Below are 19,072 nucleotides of genomic sequence, written 5' to 3'. Positions count from 1 at the left end.
TTTGTATGTTGGGAGAATGGTGGCAATAACACCCGGGCAGTTCCGCCCGGATGCCTAGTGTCAGGTTAGAGGTCTGCAACAGCCTTGTGCTGTATCGATGGCCATTTTTTCGCGGCTTTTGTTAGTGTGCGTTTCGAATCTCTTTTGTACTTTTCGAAGATTTCCGCATTTACAAACAAATAAAGTTTGCCATCGACGATGTCGGCATATTTCGGATCGCCATCTAGTTTTTTACCAAGTGCAACGGCGAATGCGCAATAGCCACCATATTGCGGTGCATATTTCTCTGGAGCCGCTTTGAAAAGGCGCGCTGATTCTGCGGATGCGAAATAATAGGCGACACCGTCATTGACGACAGTGTAAGCGGCGTCTCCTTCGGCGACAGCGTTCAGCGTTGAAAGTGCAACAGCGTCGACTCCGTGGAGACCAAGCGGCACCCCGGCAGTCGTTGTTCCAGTTGAGACATTATATTCATCTGCGGCGAAGGCCACTGTGGCAGAACATAAGATAGAAGTAATTGCTATAGTGGTGAATTTTAAAGTCTTATTCATTGTCTTTTCCTTTAGGTGGATGAATTGGGGTTTCTCAGAGGTGTTTGGGTATTTTTGAGAAGTGCAGCCAGTAATTGTGTCGACCGGGTGTAGTTAGTCACCCAAAGCCTCAGAGGTAGCGAGCGGGTTAGTGGCGATATGCGACTTCGATGGCTTTCACAGTGTTCTTTGTGTTATTCACAGCGCTTGCAATCATACGAAAATTGGTAAGCGACGAAGCGTAACCGTTGTAATGCTTAGTAATGGCACCGGCTGTGGCATCGGTAACCACCATTACTTCAAAACCATTTTCGATAAGTGCACGCATGTGTGATTCAGTACACAGATTGGATGACATCCCTGCAAGAATGATTTTGTTTATGCCAGCCTTGCGTAGCTGAAGAACAAGATCGTTACTGTCAGGTCCATAGACTTTGTGCGGGCTGGTGACGACAGTTTTTCCGTTATTGATATATGCCTTGTAAGGGGCGAGCCAATCAGCTCCAGAACCTTCGAATCCGTCGACCTTCAAGGCATTTTTTCGGTCAAACATGCCGAGTTTATGCATTAATGTTTCGAGTGTACCTTCGAATTTCCACTTGTGATCATGCTCATAGTAATAGTGGGGCGATACAAACATTGGTACATCATTTTTATCCGCCACCTTGAATAAGGATTCCAGGTTCTTAACCGTGCCGTTTTCTATAATGCTTTGTCCGACTACACCCCAAGTTACGCCGTCGGGCGATAGGAAGTCGTTTTGCGGATCAGTGATAACGATGGCTGTATCATCGGTTGTGATGTCGAAGCCAGGTTCTGGGAGGCCATCGTTTTGTGGTGGCATGGTTGCTGTGGCTGCCCGAGATTTTTGACTGTCGGCGTGGGCAACAGGAGTGAATATGAACGCTAGAGTTATAACAGCGGCAACAAGTGCTAGAATTGCGAAGATACTGTAGGCAAGAGCCAGGGCGTCGGTGCCGCGGCGGTAAAAATGACGAAGTGAGTTTTCCATCTCTCCATCCCCTTTCATACGAAATTGTTTCGATCGTAAACGACGGAAAAGCCTCCGCCGGGCTGCCGAACGACAAGAGTAACCGATCGGTAAATGTAAAATGGAGGGGGATTACCAATCTGTCAATGTTGTCTGGTGAAATAATTTCAGGTGATAGCTATTCAGGAGGTGCCGTGTTCATTTGTGCATTGAAAACATTGCGAAAAATATTACCCCTTGTATGAAATCACGGGTTTGCATATTTACAACTCAGTTATTGTGTTGATTTAGGGTTTATGAAATGAGTGCTTCAAAGCGTGATGAGTTGGTCCAAAAGGCGTTGTGCGCATTTTATAGTGGGGGGTTCCATGCAATCGGCATGGATCGCTTGGCCAAAGAGACGGGCGTTTCTAAAACGGCGATTTACAAACATTTCCGTACAAAAGAAGAGCTGATCCTCGCAACGCTGAGGTTGCGTGATGAACAATTTCGGAACTGGTTAGTGCGGAGAATTGAAGCAATGGCGCAGGATCCAAAAGATCAGCTTATTGCAATTTTTGATGCCCTAGGTGAGTGGTTTGAAGAGCCCGAATTTAAAAGCTGCATGTTCATTAAAGCATCGTCTGAATTTCAAGATCGCACCCATCCGATTCACGCCACAGCGGCAGAACATAAGCGGTTATTGGCTAAGGACTTTACGGCACGAGCAAGCAAAGCAGGTGTGAAGCACCCTGAAATGCTTGCGCGAGAGCTTCTCATCGTAAAGGAAGGGGCGATTGTACTCGCGCACTTGCATGATGCAAAACAAGTAGCAAAAGATGCCCGTCAAGCAGCCGAAAAAATATTAATCTCAACGCTTCATAGCTGACCGTGTATTCCCATTGGCTCCCGCGTTTTTTCCGAGAGCCTTATAGTTTAAATGCTCCGGTAATTTCTGTTTGCTGCGCATGCGCTGATTGATCCCGAACAGTCGGACTCGCGCTCGCATCGCCCGGCTTTCGGATTGATGTTTACCAGCCAAGAGGCGCATGTGACCGTGATTTATGAATGTTTAATCTACGGTAGGATGAACGCATTGATACCTTACGCGCTATGCTGAACAATATTGATGATGAAGCCTTTAAATGGTGGATGCGATACTTTAATCGTGATCTGTTGGGTGAAGGTTGGGATGCCGACGGTGAGTGAGCCATGCAATGCTCTAAATATTTGTTGTAGTCGTGCTATGAATGTGCTGGTTCAGAAAGAAGCATGATGGGTAGAGGGTAAACGATGTACGACCTTTTAAAAGGGGTGCGAATAATCGATTTAAGTACGGTTGTTCTGGGGCCATACGCGACTCAGCTTTTGGCTGATATGGGCGCCGATGTCATTAAGGTGGAGCCGAAAGGCGGGGATGTATTTCGGGCGGCGCGCCCCGGACGAAAGGGCGGTGACGGTGCCGGCTTTTTGAACGTAAACCGCAACAAACGTTCTATTGTGCTTGATCTTACCGATAGTGCGGATCACGATATTCTGGCTAGATTAGTTCAAACGGCTGATGTCTTCGTTCACAATTTGCGCGACAACAGCGCCTCTAAACTTGGCGTCGATTACACGTCGATCAAAAACTACAAATCAGACATTGTTTTCTGCTCTGCCAGAGGCTTCGGACAAGGGAAGTATGGTGATGAGCCGGCTTATGATGATTGCATTCAAGCTGCTTCGGGCATGGCTTGGTTGAACGCAGATGAAAGTGGGACGCCGCGTTTTGTTCGTACAATAATATGCGATAAGGTGGCCGGTCTGCATTTGGCATTTGCGATCGCAGCGGGCGTTGCAGCTCACGCTAGAACGGGTGAGGGGTGTCATATTGAAACGCCAATGTACGAAGCGATGGCATCGTTCCTTTTAATTGAACAACTCAGTGGTCAAAGCTTTATTCCCGACCTTCCGGATCGCGGATATGCACGGCTAAACGCGGCCGGGCGCCGCCCTTATCCGACGCGTGATGGCTATGTTGCTATCATGCCTTATACGGCGGCTCAGTGGCGGCGGTTTCTGCGTCTGATCAATCGGGATGATCTCGCTGACTCGCCACTGATTTTAAATGATGAGACTCGGTCCAGCGAGATCGAAAAACTTTATGAGTTAATTGAAAAGGCAGCGCCGGAAAAATCCACGCAAGAATGGCTGGAGGCGTTACGCAAAGCTGACATCCCTTGCGCGCCCGTCAATAAATTGGAAGATTTGCCCACGGAGCCCCATTTAGCGGAAACCGGATATTTTAAAACGATGTCGCATCCGCGCGAAGGTAAATTGCTGTATGCAAGTTCACCCTTCGCGAGCTACACAGCGAAAGAAATGCCAGACCGTCCGGCTCCTGCGCTTGATGCAGACCGCGAAGAGGTTTTGTCTGAAATTCAGTCTGATGACGAGGACTAGGCAGTCCTTAGAATGCCAAAAGAATTGATGTCGGTGGTTCCGCTGGAGATAAGATAAACCAACAACGCATTGACTGTGGTGCGTCGCGTTCTCGGTCTTGGCTTTCTCGAAAGGCATGCATTAATAATATTCTTATCTAAAAACTGAAGACTAGTGAGATAAGATATGGATGCGTTGACAGAGTTTAGCGAATATTTGCAATCGCGGATTGATACGGGCGAGAACGTGCCGCTTGACCCTGGCTTGCATCAAAGTTTTTCTTTACGCCTTACTCTACTGCTCGACGGATATAAAACCACTGGCACCATAGGGCCCAATGTTCAGAAAATATCGGTCGAAGAGGGGCCGGAAGTTTTTGAACGGATAAATTATTCTGCGACTGGCGAGAGTATTTTCTACCTTAGTGAAGATGGGCCGACCCATATTCGGGTATCGGACGGAAAGCGGCTACCGCCGCCTGATGGCGCAGAAGTAGCTTCACGCGTAAATAGAAAAAGTGACGACGGGGTCTATTACGCAGACCGTAGCGATTATGTCGGGGTTTTTGAAAACGCGACGGGGCGACAAGTTGCGCAATTATCATGGCAGCGCGATTCATATGAGGCCTGTACCGTAAATGTCGCGTTCAGCCATGATAATCAGCATGTCGCTGTTTCATATGCATATGATAATGCGGTTCGGGTATGGACATTAGAGAGTGGTGAGTATCTCGGGGAGTTCAAAGCACCCGATCATGAGGCGGCTCTTTCATTTAGTCCGGATGGAAAGTTTTTGTTGGCCGGAACCAAGCGCGGCTCGGTATTATTTAGTTTAGAAACGAAATTGTGGGTTTATAGAAATACCACATCGCAAATATTTTCCGTGGGATACCACCCCTTTGGTAAATCATGCGCTATTGGTAGCGTTGAAAACCATATAGAAATCATTGACCTTGAGGCGCTGCAAAGACACGAGACGAAACCATTCGATGTCATTGTCGAACAGATAATCGAACACAAAGATCTATGGTTCAGTCAATCAGATCTCGATATGGAATCGCTCTATTATCGTGCGTTCCAACTATAGTAGTTAGACGTTTTTGCATCAAAGTATTATGCCTGTCGTAACCGCCTGTGTGCGCGACGAAGTTTTTTGATACTCGGTCGGTTAATCTGCGCAAAATGACTATTCAGTTGCTGTAGACGTGGGCATCGTTATGACCGAATCCTAGGCGAGCCGCCATGTTACTTCGGCTAGTAGGAGCGAAAAGCAGGAGCCATGATGTCAATGAAACACTTTCGCCGACTTGCCGTTTGTTTATTTTGTTCCAGCGTCATGTATTCCGCGCCAGCTTTGGCTGAGGAATTCAAGCTGTCACGCGACGAATTAATGAATAAAATTAAAGGTGCGTGGGCGGCGCAAACGATTGGCGTGACCTATGGTTTTCCAGTCGAATTTCGTTTCCAGAGCGCTTTGGTACCAGAAAGTTTCCCGGTCCCGTGGGACGAGAATTCATTGAAAAATACATATGAATACTCGCCGGGTGCTTATGATGATATTTATATGGATTTGAGTTTTGTTCAGGTTATCGAAGATGAAGGCGTGGACGCGCCTGTTCAATCTTTTGCCGACGCATTTGCAAATGCGAAATATCCGTTGTGGTTCGCTAATCAAATGGCGCGATATAATGTTTTGAATGGTTTAACGCCGCCTGCGTCCGGTCATTGGCTTAATAATCCGGCAGCGGATGATATTGATTTTCAGATTGAAGCCGATTTCATTGGTATAATGAGCCCTGGAATGATTAATACGGCGACCCAGTTGAGCGATAAAATCGGCCATATCATGAATTATGGAGATGGCTGGTATGGCGGAGTTTTTGTAGCCGCGATGTATTCGCAAGCTTTTATCACCGCAGATATTAGTGAGATTATTGATACGGCGCTGTCAACTATTCCACCAGAAAGCCAGTTTCATCAGACCATTTTAGACGTTGTAAAACTACATGATGACAATCCTGAGGATTGGAAACACGCGTGGTTTGAAATTCACAAAAAATGGTCGGATACGGATCTTGGTCCCGCAGGCGCTCATTCTCCGTTTAATATCGATGCGAAAATAAACGCTGCATGGGTTGTGTTAGGGTTATTGTATGGCGATGGTGATTTTGCAAAAACGATTGAAATTGCAACTCGTGCTGGTGACGACGCCGATTGTAACCCTGCAACGGCTGCTGGCATTTTAGGTACCATATACGGATATGACGCGATCCCGACTTATTGGATGCAAGGGCTAAGTGATGTCGAGGATACGCAGTTTGCGCATACAGAAATTTCACTAAATGATGCATACAGAATGTCATTCGATCATGCCGTTGATGTGATAGAGAGCGGTGGCGGTGCCGTTACGGGCGAAAAGGTCACGATAAAAATTCAGGACCCAAAGGTCGTGCCATTAGAAGTCTCTTTCGATGGCCACTATTTGAAAGAACGTCGTAATTTATCCTATTACACGGCGGTGATTCCGTTTTTGACCGTTGATGGCACGCGGGTCGAAGGGAGTTATCAGTTTGATTTCAACGGTAACGGTTTTGCGGTTATGGGATACGCAAAGGATGATACGGAAAATCAACATGAGTTTAAAGCAGAATTATATGTAGACGGAGAGTTGGTGGAGACTGCTTCGTTGCCGAGTGATTTTGACGTTCGCCGATTTTACCTATTTTGGAAATACCAACTTGCTGCGGGTGATCATCAGGTGGAAATAAAATTGCTTAACCCTTCCGAGGGGGCTTCGGTCTATTTGACTGATATCATTACTTATGATGAGAAGCCGAAGGAACGCATTACTCTCCACTAACGCTTCCGACTTTTGGATTGGCCCGAAAATCCGGAATTTTTGCAAATTCAAATATCAGTGCGAATGTGATCAGACACGCCGTGCGCCATTATCACATTGGTTAGGGCTCTCAAAACGCTTTTGCTGTTCATGCGTCCGTCATCTTCTTTGATGCAGCCATTTTGCTACCTGAGCGTGGCTGCGTTCAAAAGAGTAGGTCGCCCCTAGATACTTTGTTGTTCTTCCGCGCGTTGTCTTTGGAAATACTCTTTTGACGTTTTGATGACTTTGGGAGAGAGGATGAGGGCAGAGGTGACGGTCGGTATGGCCATCATGGCAAAGCTGAAATCAATAAAATTGAGAATTAGCCCAAGAGATGAGACCGCACCCATAAGAATAGTTGCCACATAGACGGCATTATAAACCCAAGATCGTTTGACGCCGAAGAGGAAGGAAAAGCACTTCTTTCCAAAATATGAGTAAGAGATCAGCGACGATCCGCCAAATGATAAAATGCACAATAAGAGGATATAGCCGCCAAAACCGGGATAGGCGGATTCAAATGCATTGGCCGTTAGGGTCACGCCATTGCTTTCAGTTGATTGCCACACGCCGGTCATGAGGATAGCGAGTGCGGTCATGGTGCAGACGATAAGGGTGTCGATTACCGGACCAAGCATAGCGACCAGGCCCTCATGGACTGGCTCTGAGGTTTTTGCTGCGCCATGGGCCATGGGGGCGGTGCCAAGACCGGCCTCATTTGAAAAGGCCGCACGTCGCACGCCGAGTAGGATCAAGCCGCCCAAGGCTCCGCCAAACATTGCATCGCCCTTAAAAAAGTTAGCGGAAAACGCATCAGTAAAGATCAAGGTGAAGTATTTCGGGACATCCTCCACATTGATTAAAATGATGCCCAAGACGGCAATCACATAGATGATGACCATAAATGGCACGACCATCGTGACGACATGACTGATCCTTTTGAGTCCGCCGAAGATGACGGCTGCGGTGATCGACATTAAGATCAGCCCAATGATAAAACTTGCGGTTTTCAGGTCTTCGACACCCGCCGGGATCAGTAAAATATCCCGTACGGCTTGGGTGAGCTGATTTGCATTAAACACCGGCAAACAGCCGGCCATACCTGCGACACAGAACCAGATGGCGAGGGGCTTCCATTTTTTACCGAGGCCCTCAACGATGACGTACATTGGCCCGCCCTGGAGGACACCCTCGGAGTCGCGGCCGCGATACATTACGGCGAGTGTGCAAGTGAAATATTTCGTCGCCATTCCGAGTATCGCAGACATCCACATCCAAAAAATTGCGCCCGGCCCTCCCACAGAAATGGCGATAGCAACGCCAGCGATATTGCCCATGCCGATAGTGGCGGCGAGGGCGACCGAAAGCGCTTGAAAATGGCTAATGAGACCTGGATCACCCGATTGGTCGTGACGCCCGGTAAGCACAGCGATGCTGTGAGGCAGGTGTCGAAACGGCAGAAACCGAGAGAACAGAAAGAAGAACATCCCGCTGCCCGTGATCAACAGAACAAGCGGCAAGCCCCAAATCCAGTTTGCCATCGTCGTAATTAAAGCTTCGAACGCACCCAAGGTTTTATCTTTCTAAAAAGCAGATGTGGTATATGTTTTCACAAGGACGATAAACGGCGTTCTTCGTAAACATCATTAATCGCAGCGGGATCTTCTGATAGATCCATCCGGTATAGATGAAGTGATACCGCTTGTCTTGTGGTCGGATTGCTCAATCGATGAATTCCCTCGGCCCCACTATGGGCATCCGCAACATCGCCCGCATTACTGATACAGCTATAATTGGGTACGATGGAAAATTGGCTATCCCCAAGGTTGACCCGCTCAAAGCACTCTACGGCAATCTTGCCTGAGCAAATACCCACAAAGCCGTAGGAATTGTGCCCGTGAATCGGTGTTTTAGCGCCCGGTGCCCACGTCAACATCATTAGGCTAAAATAGAAGGCGGGGTCTGTATAAATAATGGCGCGGTCATAAGCGCCCGGTTTTGGTGCTGTGATGTATCGTTCAAAATCCGAATTTTTGGCGGCCGCTTTAACGCACTCTTTAAGCAGGTTGTTACGGTGATGACTCGAAGATGCTTGAAGGCTATCGCGAATGTCATCACGCGTTTTTAAGACGAAATCTGGCGTTTTGTGGGTTGCGGCTGTTGGGGATTCAAAAGTCGGCGTAGATTGTATCATCAATTTAAATACCAATTACTTTTCTATCTCGGGCCTTTGTGTACCGATCTGATTGTGCCGCAATTCCTGAGAAAAAATTTTTGTTCTTAAGTTCAATCTTCGGAATGGATCGTAGAAAATTTCAAATTTTGCGTTCTTGAGGAAAATTTCTCTTTGAATGCGCTGTATTCGCTGCATGGCCCGTAAAAGTGTCTGGTATTCATTCGTTCTCGTGGCGCGACCGCTCTTGCGCAAAGCGAAACGCGAAAGACTTATTGCACTAGCAGAGAATAGCGCTGCAAAAAATTTTTCTTTAGTTATCGAGTTACAGAAGAAATCCTACTTCGTATTGATCCCAATCCCCCATTTATAAAAAAAATCCGTCGCGAATCTCGCGCTAGGATTTTTGCGAGGGAAACTATTCAGCACATTCGAATTTGCGCCTCGATAATAAATTCGAACAAACGAAGAGGGGAATAATGTCTAAAATGACAATCACCACACATTCACTCGCATCAAAATCAACCCACTTGAAACGTCATTTCGCGATGGGTTCGGTGTCACTGGTCGCAATGATAGGGGCGTTCGGAACGGCCCAAGCACAAGAGCAAGTAGAAGGCACAGACGACGATACAATCGTCGTTGTTGGTAGCCGAATATCAGGTGCCCAGATTGGCGATGCATTACCGGTTACCGTCATGGACCGCGAAGAAATTGACACAATCGCTGCCGTATCTGGCGAGGAGCTTTTTCTATCCATTCCACAGGCTGGTGATGTAAGTTTTAACCAGACATCCGGCCAGGTCAGTAGCAATTTTGCTCGCGGCGATGTCGGTTCAATTGACATCCGTAATTTAGGTATTGGTAATACACTTGTACTGATCAATGGCCGACGCGGCGTCAATTACCCGAGCAGTCAAGCCAGCAGCAATCTGGCCCCTGTGTTGACGTTCAATAGTAATACTATCCCTGTGAATGGTGTCGAACGGGTTGAAGTGCTACGCGATGGCGCGGGCGCAATTTATGGCTCAGACGCAGTTGCTGGTGTTGTGAACACTGTTTTGATTGATGATTACGACGGAGCAAAAATTGATGCTCAGTATGGTAACGCGTTGGGTACGAACCTTCGTGAGATCAATCTCAACGGTGTTTTTGGCAAAAATTTCGACGGTGGTCGCGGAAACATCACGCTTTTTGCAAATTACACTGACCGAACCGATTTAGTCTCTAGTGATCAAGATTTCACGTCGTCAGCAGACAAGAGATTCCTTTTTGAAGGCACTGATTACGAGGGTGACACACAGCTTCGTAATACCAGCACAACGACACCCTGGGGCGTTTTTCAGACGGCGGATGGATCCCTTGTTAGCCAAGGCGGAGTTGGGGTGACGAATTCCAGCGGGATTTTCCATTTGCAACCGGCGACAAATGTCGGATGTCGAGCTGATACAGCGCAAGTCGGCGTTTGTATTGATGATGGAAATCCATCAACAACAAGTACAGATGAAAACCTTCGTTGGGATAATTTGGCTGTCAACCCTGTCTCAGTGCTACCCGACCTTGAGCGTTTAAATCTATTCGCAACCGGTAAGTATGAGCTAACTGACAATTTGGAATTATTCGGAGAGGGCGGTTATTATCGCTCTAACACCAAAAGTGTTCAGGACTCGATCTTCACAATCGGTTCGATCAGAATGACCGTTCCTGCAACGAATTATTGGAACCCATTCGGCCCTGTTACCTTTGCGGATGGGTCGGTTAATCCCAATCGTTTGCCGGGCATTGACGCGCCAGCAGAAGGCGTTCCTGTAATCCTTCGTACGCTACGCTTTTCGGACTTGGGGCCAACTACGGTTCGCGTTAAAGCAGAACAGTTCCGGGCGCTTGCAGGGGTTCGCGGCCAAGCATTTGGCCTCGATTGGGAAACGGCATTTCTGTATAGCGAAGCGAGCGTCGATGATCGCCAACAGGGAATAGACGCCACTCTTTTCCAACAGAATCTAGCGCTATCTACGCCGGATGCATTCAACCCATTTAATGGCGGGGATCTCGCCAATCCGGGTGTGGATACGACGGTTAGTTCTCAAGCGGCAATTGATGCGATTAGTATAGAAGCAAACCGCCGGAACAAAACGACGTTGTTTCAATGGGACCTAAGCTTTTCACGCCCCGATGCGATTACTATGTGGGCCGGGGATGTTGGTTTTGCAGGTGGTCTTGAGTTCCGCCGAGAAACGCAACTTGATGACCGTGACCCTAATGTTGATGGCACCAATGTCTGGTTCGACTCGGTTTTGGGAATTACGCAAAACAGCAACTTGTTTGGCGTAAGTCCAACACCAGATAATTTTGGTTCTCGCAAAGTGACATCGGCATATGTAGAGGTTGCGGTACCGCTTGTCTCACCTGAGATGGGTGTACCTTTGATGCGATCACTTGATCTTCAGCTTGCGGGGCGATTTGAACATTACAGTGACTTTGGTAGCGTTGGTAAGCCGAAGGTCGCTTTCAAATGGGATGTTTTAGATGGGTTGCGTTTCCGCGGGTCATACTCACAAGGCTTCCGTGCGCCAAACCTTGAACAGGTAAATGCGCTGATCGTTACGCGTGGTAATACGCGTACGGATTGGGTCCGCTGTGAAGCTGACTTACGGGCTGGTCGAATTGCGTCATTTGACGATTGTAACGCTGATGTTGTTGCAACGGCGCGACGCGCTGGTAACCCAGATCTTAAACCGGAAACATCCGAAAACTATTCGGTCGGTGTAGTGCTTGAACCGCAGTTTATTCCGCAATCAATGGGTGCATTGACACTTACGGCGGATTATTGGTCGGTCCAACAAGAAGGTATTGTTGGCGTCTTTGGCGGAGGAAATGCCCTCGCTCTAGATTATCTCAATCGCCTTCAGGGAAGTGAAAACCCTGATGTTGTACGTGCGGCACCAACTGCGACTGACATTGCGCAATTTGCTGGTACGGGCTTAGATCCCGTCGGTGAGGTTCGCTATGTTAACGATCAATATAGAAACCTGGCGCCACAATCTGCTGAAGGTCTCGATATTGGTATGTCGTGGCGTCTAAATGGAACATCGATTGGTGATTTTAGCGCAAGCTTTAACGCGGCGCGGCTGATCTCATTCTCTCGTGGTGTTCTTGATGGTGTTGATGACTTGATTACAGCCCAAGAAGACGGGACCATTAATTCCGGTACAGATCTTCCAGAGTCAGCGGATCTTATCCAACAGAATGGTAACCCAAAATGGCGCTATTCGACGTCTCTGACCTGGGCATTAAATCAAGTTAGAATTGGTGCGCATGCGCGTTATGTTGGTGGTGTTTATGACACGTCACTAACGAATGACGTTACCGGCGATACCTATCTGACGGACTCGCACCTTGTGGTGAATTTGTTCGGTGAATATAATTTCGACGATGGATTGCTGCGCGAGTCGCGTATTCGCGTTGGGGTTCGAAATTTATTCGACAACGAGCCACCAATTGCCGATGAAACATACGGATATATGGGTCGCCTAGCGTCACCTATCGGTCGATATCTCTATGTAAATGTCAGCAAAGAGTTCTAAACAACTCAACTGATGCCGCTTCACCGTATTATAGCCTTGCTTGGCGAAATACGGTGAAGCGGACCTTGCTATTTTGTCGTTTTTATAAAAGGTCGATCACATGTTCCGACTTGTTTTCTCTATAATCGCGGCCCTTGGGGCAACTTTGAGTGGTGCGTTCGCGCAAAGCGATGGGCTGTATCCGTCTACTTATGTGGCGAAGGAGTCGCCGACCACGGCAATTATCAACGCAACTATTCTGACTGCTGCGGGCCCACGAATTGATGGCGGTACAATCATCCTGTCAGGCGGTAAAATTACTGCCATTGGCAAAGATGTTTCGGTGCCGCAGAATGCGAATGTCATTGATGCAAATGGCCGCTGGATTACGCCCGGCATAATTGATGCGCATTCACATCTCGGTGTTTTTCCGTCGCCATCACTTCCATCGAATCGTGACGGGAATGAGAAAACGGGGAATAATACCGCAGAAGTGTGGGCAGAACATGCGATTTGGCCACAGGACCCTGCGTTTGATGCCGCACGCGACGGTGGGGTAACGTCTTTGGTGGTGCTACCGGGATCGACAAACCTATTCGGTGGGCGGAGCGTTACACTGAAAAATGTACCGGCCGTTTCTGTTCAAGCGATGAAGTTTCCGGATGCGCCACAGGGATTGAAAATGGCGTGTGGTGAAAATCCAGTGCGCTTATATGGTTCAAAGGCGAGAACGCCTTTTACCCGTATGGGAAATATCGCCGGTTTTCGTGAACATTGGCAAAAAGCGAAGGCGTATCAACAAAAACGGTTAAAGCATCGAACGGCTGTGCGGGCTGGGTCAGCTAAGCCCGATGCGTTTACGGTTGATCTTCAGCTAGAGACGTTAGCCGATGTTCTTGACGGTAAGATCATTCCACACATTCATTGTTACCGTGCTGACGAAATGACCCAAATGGTCGATGTCTCAAAAGAGTTTGGTTTTAACATCGGCGCGTTTCATCACGCAGTTGAAGCCTATAAAATTGCAGACATGCTTGCGAAAGAAAATATCGGCGTTGCCACATGGGCGAATCGCTGGGGTTTCAAATTCGAAGCCTATGATGCGATCGACGCAAATGCAGCGATTTTAGAAAAAGCTGGCGTCAACACCATTTTGCATTCTGACAGTGCGAAGCTGATACAGCGGCTTAACGTAGAAGCCGCCTTGGGAATGGCGTCTGCGCGCCGGTCCGGTCTTAATTTTGATCGTGAGACAGCGATAAAATGGATCACCGCGAACCCAGCGAAATTACTCGACATTATTGACGAAACAGGAACGCTTGAAGTCGGCAAAATGGCTGATGTTGTTCTTTGGTCGGCTGATCCATTTAGTGTCTATGCGCGCGCAGATCAGGTCTATATCGATGGTGTACTGATGGTAGATCGTGCAACCAATGAATATCAAAACCATTCAGATTTTGAACTCGGACAACCAGGCTTGGGAGAATAGGCAATGCGTTACTGTTTTAGTGCTTTCGTTTCATCTGTCTGCCTCTTTGGCGCTGCTGTCGCACAGCCGCTTTTATTGCAAAATGCGACGATATTTACGGGCGGGCCGGAAGCCGAATTAAAGACCGGGTCTATTGTTATTGAAGACGAAACGATTACGGCTGTTGGGGCGGAACTTCGGGTACCGAATGGCGCGCGAATAGTTGACCTAAAAGGGGCGATAGTTACGCCCGGTTTAGTGGTCGCGAACACGACGCTCGGTGCCGTTGAGGTCAATGCGGGTGCAAATGCCAATGATGGTTCTGGCGCGAAGAGCACGCTGACGTCTGGGGTCGATCTTCAATATGCGATCAATCCACAATCTTCGCTGTTACCTGTTGCTCGAAGTGGTGGTGTTACGCGTGCATTTGTTACGCCGACAAGCTCTGGTCGTGACCCGAGCGGGTTAAAATTCGGCGGCCAATCTGTGTCTATTAATACCGGTGGGGGTCTAAAGGTTATTGATGTGTCGCAACTTGGCGTCACGTTGAATTTAAGTGATAAAAATATTGGTCGCGGTGCATTGTTCGTACAGCTGAAATCTGCTTTTGCGGATGTTCGGTTATACGCGAAAAGGGCGTCTGCGTTGAACAATGGTGAGTTGAATGCCAATGATTGGACACAGGCAGATCTAAATGCGTTGGTGCCAATAGTGCGCGGAGAAAAGCCGCTTATCGTTTCGGTTGATCGAGCGTCGGATATTCTCAACATTATTCAGTTGAGCAAAGACGAGAAGATCCAGATTATTTTGTCTCGCGCGAACGAAGGCTGGGTGGTTGCTGATCAGATCGCGGCGGCAGACATCCCCGTGATTCTTGATCCAACGGATAACTTGCCGCAATCCTTTGACCGTCTCGCTTCATCGTTCAAAAATGCAGTGCGGTTAGTTGATGCGGGCGTGAAAATCGCGATTATCGGCCCGCGTGCGGGTCATGACGCTCGGTTACTGCGGTATCACGCGGGTATTGCGGTTTCGCATGGTCTTTCGCGCCAGGCGGCGTTGGAGGCAATAACAATCAACCCGGCCCGGATTTGGGGCCAGGAAAATTATGGCGCAATCGCTGTTGGCCAAAAAGCAGATATTGCGATCTGGTCTGGCGATCCATTTGAACCGCTGACTGACCTTGTGGCGCTCTATGTTAACGGAGAAGAGCAAAGCCTTGAGAACCGACAAAGTATATTGCGCGACAAATATTTGAGCGCCGACTAAGCTTTTGAGTTAAAGCGGACAGAAACGAAAATCGGAGTGACGGAATGACAGCGAAAAGATCTAAAAGCGGAATTCACCTAATGGCATTGGCGTTGTCGAGTGCGCTAAGCGTTACGACAGCCGCATATGCTGAGGGTGGTTCGTTATTGATCAAGAGCGCAACGGTTTTCGATTCTGTTCGTGACAAACCATACGCCGCAGATGTTTTGGTGGTTGATGGGCGCATTTCTGCGGTTGGACAAGATATTGACCAACCGTCGTCTGATTTTGAAATTATCGACGGTAGCGGCTTGAGTTTGCTTCCGGGTCTAATCGACATTCATGTACATTGGACGTCGAATGACAATATGGATCGTGCGACAACCGCAACGGCCTTAGTTCTTAGTGGCGTCACCACGGTGACCGATTTTCATTCGGCACCAGAATCTTACGGACCTAAGCGTGCACATCATGAAACACTCATTTCTCCTCATGTGCTTTATACGTCGCGTGTAGGTACCCCCGGCGGTCACGGGGCGGACTGGGGTGATGAAAACATGACCCGCGCCATCTGGTCGGAGCGTCAGGCAAGGGCAGCGGTCAAATCGCTGAGCCAATTTGAGCCAGATGTGATCAAGGTTTTTGCTGATGGATGGCGGTATGGCACGGGCGTTGATGATACAAGCATCAATATCGATGCATTTTCGGCGATCGTTGAGGAGGCAAACGTACTCGATATTCCGGTGCTAACTCATGTGGTTTCAGTAGATTTGGGTAAACGCGCAGCCAAAGCAAATGTCTCGGCGATTGTTCATGCGATTCAAGATCGGGATTCCGACAAAGAGTTGGTGGAGTTGCTAACAAAGCATAATACAATTTATGCGCCAACATTGGCCGTATACGAACCACGTGATGATAAACTCGAAGGTCAGGATGACCAAGAGGTATTGGATCGTATTTGGAAGCGTCAAAAACATTCCAAACACAATCTAAAAACCCTCGCAAAAAATGGCGTGAAAATTGCTCTCGGTACAGATTCCGGAATTGCATCAACCCCATTGGGCGAGTCTACACTGCGGGAGCTTGAATTGCTTGTTGATTTTGGGTTGTCACCCAAAGAGGCCCTTATGGCGGGGACGGCCAATAGCGCGGCGGCACTTAGGTTGAGCGATGATCGCGGAACAATCGAGTCAGGAAAGCGCGCAGATCTTGTGTTGGTTAAAGGCAAACCGTGGAAAAACATTTCCGATTTCCGCAACCTTGAATATGTCATCATTGACGGTGAAGTCGTGGCAAAGGGCGGTTCGCTGACCGCAGAGCAAGGTAGTGCGCGCCCCGATGCGGTGCCAGCAGGAAAGCTGATTGATGATTTCGAAAGTGCCGATGGTAAAACGGCATCCGGTGCATCTCGGCTTGAGCTTGCCGATGCTGGGCACCCGCGTTCAAATCTTGTTGTACAGACGGAAGCGCGAGAGAAGGGCGGACATGCATTACACCTTTCCGCTGATATGGCGGAGAAAAATAACGCTCGGGCCTTCGCTGCTTTCCCTTTGTCGCTCGGTAGTTTTACACCAAAAGATGCGTCTGAATTTAAAGGCGTGGCGTTCGAAATTCGGGGCGACGGCGAATATCAGGTCCGGTTGGATGCTGTCGAGGGCCGATTAAGCGCAATGGTCGAGGGGGGAACAAAATGGAGATCTGTGAAAGTCCCGTTTAGCGATATGAAGGCAGACGGCGCGCCCAAAATTGATTCACTTCTGGCTGTTGCGATCGGTGGTTACCGCGAACCCGGAGAGGAATTGTGGGTCGAAATCGATAATGTGTCATTTTACTAAATAGTAGAAAAGCCACATTTCATCGACATTGACCTTTAAGTTGGACTGACCTGAGGGTCATCAGTGCAAGACCTAAAGGTTACTTATTCTGTCGACGTTTTGACAAAGTATAGTTGGGTCAAAAAATCGAAATAAGGTGTGGCGAATATATTACCCTCAGTAGGTGGGATTCAAATTAGCCATAAATCCCCACCCCGATCCGGTAATTTTCTTTGATAAAGTTGTGGGGGCGGGCATAATCTATTGTTGTACCTGAGAAAATGGGAATCCGAAAAGGTCAGTCGCTCGTGTCGAAAATATTGCAATCCTTTCAAGAGAACGAGGCAGGTATCCGGCGCTACCTTTCGCGTTTCTTGCGGAATGCGCAAGACGTCGATGATTCCCTACAGGAAACGTTTTTAAAGGGTTTCGCCGCCGAAACCAAAACGGATATTCTTGAGCCCAAGGCGTTTTTGTACCGGATCGCCAAGAATGTTGCGCTTTATGAAATGCGAAAAAAACGAAAAAATCATGTGGGATACCTTGAGGATTCCGGCGGCATGGAACTCTTAGAAGATACGGAACAACCCGGTGCGGGGGAGCAGATTGACGGACGGCGCAAGCTCGTCATCCTCGCAAAGGCTGTTGCGACCCTACCGCCGCAGTGTCGGCGGGCATTTTTAATGAGGCGCGTCGAAGGTCTGCGGTACAAGCAAATTGCCAACCGTATGAACATCAGTGTTAGCGCCGTAGAGAAGCATGTAACTAACGCCGTGATAAAGTGTAACGATTATTTGCTTCAACAAGGATTGGAGCCCTCGGAGTTTTCGTCAGCGGATAAAACTGCATTGGCGGCCGCTGTTCATAAGCGTAAAACAGTGGCGAATGAACGATGAGTGAAAGCAACAAAATTGTAGCCTTCCCAAATCGGGCCGAGCTTGATGCCGCAGCTGCGGCTTGGCTGACGCGTTTGGATCGTGACGAAGTCTCATCCGAAGATCAGCTAGCATTTCGTTCATGGATGGCCGAAAGCGAACACCATAAAGCGGCTTTTGACCGCATCGCCAAGTTTTGGGACGGTTTAGGCGCACTCAAGGAATTGGAAGATATTGCGCTCTCGGCGGCGGATAGCCAGCCATCTAAGGGGCCGTTGATTAACCGCCGCGCGGCATTTGCGATGGCGGCTTCGGTCGCAATGGTCGTTGGCGTCGGCGGCGTTGTGCAGCTCTATTCTTCTATGCCCGATCAATATGTCACGGCCATCGGGGAGCAGCGAACAATTCGTCTCGTCGACGGTTCAGAAGTTCAGCTAAATACCGATACTCAGATCGTAGTGAATATCGACAAGACGTCCCGGCAAATATTGTTGAAGCGTGGTGAGGCGCATTTTGTTGTTGCAACAGATCCGAAGCGCCCGTTCTCCGTTCACGCCGGGCAAGGTGTCTTCACTGCAGTGGGGACAGCATACACTGTGCGTTTGCGGCCGACTGCGGAGGTTGAGGTTACCGTAGCAGAGGGACGTATCGCGATGGCCCCAGAGGTGGTCGATAAAACACCGGTGGGAACGACCATTGTCAAAGACCAGATGCTACAAGGCACGGCGTTGGACGCGGGTCAAAATGCAGTGTTCACCGACAAGGTCGAGTCAATTATCGCGATAGAACCAAATGTATTGACGCGAAAGGCATCGTGGCGGCTTGGGCTGCTTGCCTATGAAGGCGAGCCGCTATCTGAGGTGATTAAAGACATTAGTCGCTATACAGAGCTAAATATTGAAATATCTGATGCGGATTTACAGTCACTTCCGGTGGGTGGCACCTTCCGTGTTGGGGAGATCGACGCGTTATTCGATGCGTTGGAGGTCACTTTCGGGCTTGATGTGGAATATGTGGGCGGAAAAAGTATAAAAATTTCCCGCGCTTCTTAAGGCAATATTTGCGGTGTCGATTGGGGGGAATAATGCCGCGCTATAAATAAAATGACGTAGAGGGCAAAAAATGCA

The 19,072-nt window shown here is 48.5% G+C and carries 14 protein-coding genes; 10 read left to right on the top strand and 4 right to left on the bottom strand.

Going from position 1 to position 19,072, the window contains the following annotated elements:
* Positions 1-65: 65 nt before the first annotated feature.
* Both ABFZ84_RS13315 and ABFZ84_RS13310 read right to left on the bottom strand, forming a co-directional pair.
* Positions 66-551, bottom strand: a complete 486-nt coding sequence (locus ABFZ84_RS13315; RefSeq protein ID WP_369314506.1) for a YHS domain-containing (seleno)protein — start codon at positions 549-551, stop codon at positions 66-68.
* A gap of 127 nt (positions 552-678) precedes the next feature.
* Positions 679-1,374 carry an isochorismatase family protein gene (locus tag ABFZ84_RS13310; RefSeq protein WP_369314590.1) on the bottom strand — a complete coding sequence of 232 codons (696 nt, stop codon included), beginning with the start codon at positions 1,372-1,374 and terminating at the stop codon, positions 679-681.
* A gap of 448 nt (positions 1,375-1,822) precedes the next feature.
* Between ABFZ84_RS13310 and ABFZ84_RS13305 the strand changes: the two genes are divergently transcribed.
* The 4 genes from ABFZ84_RS13305 (at position 1,823) to ABFZ84_RS13290 (ending at position 6,783) form a co-directional block, all read left to right on the top strand.
* Positions 1,823-2,389: a TetR/AcrR family transcriptional regulator gene (locus tag ABFZ84_RS13305; RefSeq protein WP_369314505.1), complete on the top strand. Its 567-nt coding sequence runs from the start codon at positions 1,823-1,825 to the stop codon at positions 2,387-2,389.
* 404 nt (positions 2,390-2,793) lie between these two features.
* Complete coding sequence (locus tag ABFZ84_RS13300; RefSeq protein WP_369314504.1) at positions 2,794-3,945, top strand: CaiB/BaiF CoA transferase family protein; 1,152 nt, start codon at positions 2,794-2,796, stop codon at positions 3,943-3,945.
* Between the two features lie 165 nt (positions 3,946-4,110).
* On the top strand, positions 4,111-5,010 hold the full coding sequence (locus ABFZ84_RS13295; RefSeq protein ID WP_369314503.1) for a WD40 repeat domain-containing protein: 900 nt from the start codon (positions 4,111-4,113) through the stop codon (positions 5,008-5,010).
* Positions 5,011-5,211: 201 nt separating this feature from the next.
* The gene (locus ABFZ84_RS13290; protein WP_369314502.1) at positions 5,212-6,783 is read left to right on the top strand and encodes an ADP-ribosylglycohydrolase family protein; all 1,572 of its coding nucleotides are present in this window, start codon (positions 5,212-5,214) and stop codon (positions 6,781-6,783) included.
* Between the two features lie 203 nt (positions 6,784-6,986).
* Here the strand turns inward: ABFZ84_RS13290 and ABFZ84_RS13285 are convergent, their stop codons facing one another.
* Both ABFZ84_RS13285 and ABFZ84_RS13280 read right to left on the bottom strand, forming a co-directional pair.
* Positions 6,987-8,375: an alanine/glycine:cation symporter family protein gene (locus tag ABFZ84_RS13285; RefSeq protein ID WP_407067094.1), complete on the bottom strand. Its 1,389-nt coding sequence runs from the start codon at positions 8,373-8,375 to the stop codon at positions 6,987-6,989.
* A gap of 38 nt (positions 8,376-8,413) precedes the next feature.
* Positions 8,414-8,998, bottom strand: coding sequence for a hypothetical protein (locus ABFZ84_RS13280; protein ID WP_369314501.1), 585 nt, complete (start codon positions 8,996-8,998; stop codon positions 8,414-8,416).
* A 458-nt stretch (positions 8,999-9,456) separates the two neighbouring features.
* Here ABFZ84_RS13280 and ABFZ84_RS13275 point away from each other — a divergent pair, with 458 nt between their 5' ends.
* From ABFZ84_RS13275 to ABFZ84_RS13250, 6 genes are all read left to right on the top strand, one after another.
* A complete protein-coding gene (locus ABFZ84_RS13275) occupies positions 9,457-12,561 on the top strand; it encodes a TonB-dependent receptor plug domain-containing protein (RefSeq protein WP_369314500.1) in 3,105 nt (1,034 codons plus the stop codon).
* A 100-nt stretch (positions 12,562-12,661) separates the two neighbouring features.
* On the top strand, positions 12,662-14,029 hold the full coding sequence (locus ABFZ84_RS13270) for an amidohydrolase (protein WP_369314499.1): 1,368 nt from the start codon (positions 12,662-12,664) through the stop codon (positions 14,027-14,029).
* A 3-nt stretch (positions 14,030-14,032) separates the two neighbouring features.
* Positions 14,033-15,277: an amidohydrolase family protein gene (locus ABFZ84_RS13265; RefSeq protein ID WP_369314498.1), complete on the top strand. Its 1,245-nt coding sequence runs from the start codon at positions 14,033-14,035 to the stop codon at positions 15,275-15,277.
* 44 nt (positions 15,278-15,321) lie between these two features.
* Positions 15,322-17,091, top strand: a complete 1,770-nt coding sequence (locus ABFZ84_RS13260) for an amidohydrolase family protein (protein ID WP_369314497.1) — start codon at positions 15,322-15,324, stop codon at positions 17,089-17,091.
* A 287-nt stretch (positions 17,092-17,378) separates the two neighbouring features.
* Positions 17,379-17,966 carry an RNA polymerase sigma factor gene (locus ABFZ84_RS13255; RefSeq protein ID WP_369314496.1) on the top strand — a complete coding sequence of 196 codons (588 nt, stop codon included), beginning with the start codon at positions 17,379-17,381 and terminating at the stop codon, positions 17,964-17,966.
* Positions 17,963-18,997: a FecR family protein gene (locus ABFZ84_RS13250; protein ID WP_369314495.1), complete on the top strand. Its 1,035-nt coding sequence runs from the start codon at positions 17,963-17,965 to the stop codon at positions 18,995-18,997. Before ABFZ84_RS13255 ends, ABFZ84_RS13250 begins: the two co-directional genes overlap by 4 nt.
* The last annotated feature ends 75 nt before the right edge of the window (positions 18,998-19,072 follow it).

This window comes from Hyphococcus lacteus (assembly GCF_041058985.1).
GTDB classification, from domain to species: Bacteria; Pseudomonadota; Alphaproteobacteria; order Caulobacterales; family Parvularculaceae; genus Hyphococcus; species Hyphococcus lacteus.
Note: the sequence above shows the minus strand (reverse complement) of the source record. Positions and strands in the feature narration are given on the sequence as shown.

What these genes read in the sequence shown, in the direction of transcription:
- ABFZ84_RS13315 (WP_369314506.1), bottom strand. Translation starts at nt 551, where the DNA reads ATGAATAAGACTTTAAAATTCACCACTATAGCAATTACTTCTATCTTA.
- ABFZ84_RS13310 (WP_369314590.1), bottom strand. Translation starts at nt 1,374, where the DNA reads ATGCCACCACAAAACGATGGCCTCCCAGAACCTGGCTTCGACATCACA.
- ABFZ84_RS13305 (WP_369314505.1), top strand. Translation starts at nt 1,823, where the DNA reads ATGAGTGCTTCAAAGCGTGATGAGTTGGTCCAAAAGGCGTTGTGCGCA.
- ABFZ84_RS13300 (WP_369314504.1), top strand. Translation starts at nt 2,794, where the DNA reads ATGTACGACCTTTTAAAAGGGGTGCGAATAATCGATTTAAGTACGGTT.
- ABFZ84_RS13295 (WP_369314503.1), top strand. Translation starts at nt 4,111, where the DNA reads ATGGATGCGTTGACAGAGTTTAGCGAATATTTGCAATCGCGGATTGAT.
- ABFZ84_RS13290 (WP_369314502.1), top strand. Translation starts at nt 5,212, where the DNA reads ATGAAACACTTTCGCCGACTTGCCGTTTGTTTATTTTGTTCCAGCGTC.
- ABFZ84_RS13280 (WP_369314501.1), bottom strand. Translation starts at nt 8,998, where the DNA reads ATGATACAATCTACGCCGACTTTTGAATCCCCAACAGCCGCAACCCAC.
- ABFZ84_RS13275 (WP_369314500.1), top strand. Translation starts at nt 9,457, where the DNA reads ATGTCTAAAATGACAATCACCACACATTCACTCGCATCAAAATCAACC.
- ABFZ84_RS13270 (WP_369314499.1), top strand. Translation starts at nt 12,662, where the DNA reads ATGTTCCGACTTGTTTTCTCTATAATCGCGGCCCTTGGGGCAACTTTG.
- ABFZ84_RS13265 (WP_369314498.1), top strand. Translation starts at nt 14,033, where the DNA reads ATGCGTTACTGTTTTAGTGCTTTCGTTTCATCTGTCTGCCTCTTTGGC.
- ABFZ84_RS13260 (WP_369314497.1), top strand. Translation starts at nt 15,322, where the DNA reads ATGACAGCGAAAAGATCTAAAAGCGGAATTCACCTAATGGCATTGGCG.
- ABFZ84_RS13250 (WP_369314495.1), top strand. Translation starts at nt 17,963, where the DNA reads ATGAGTGAAAGCAACAAAATTGTAGCCTTCCCAAATCGGGCCGAGCTT.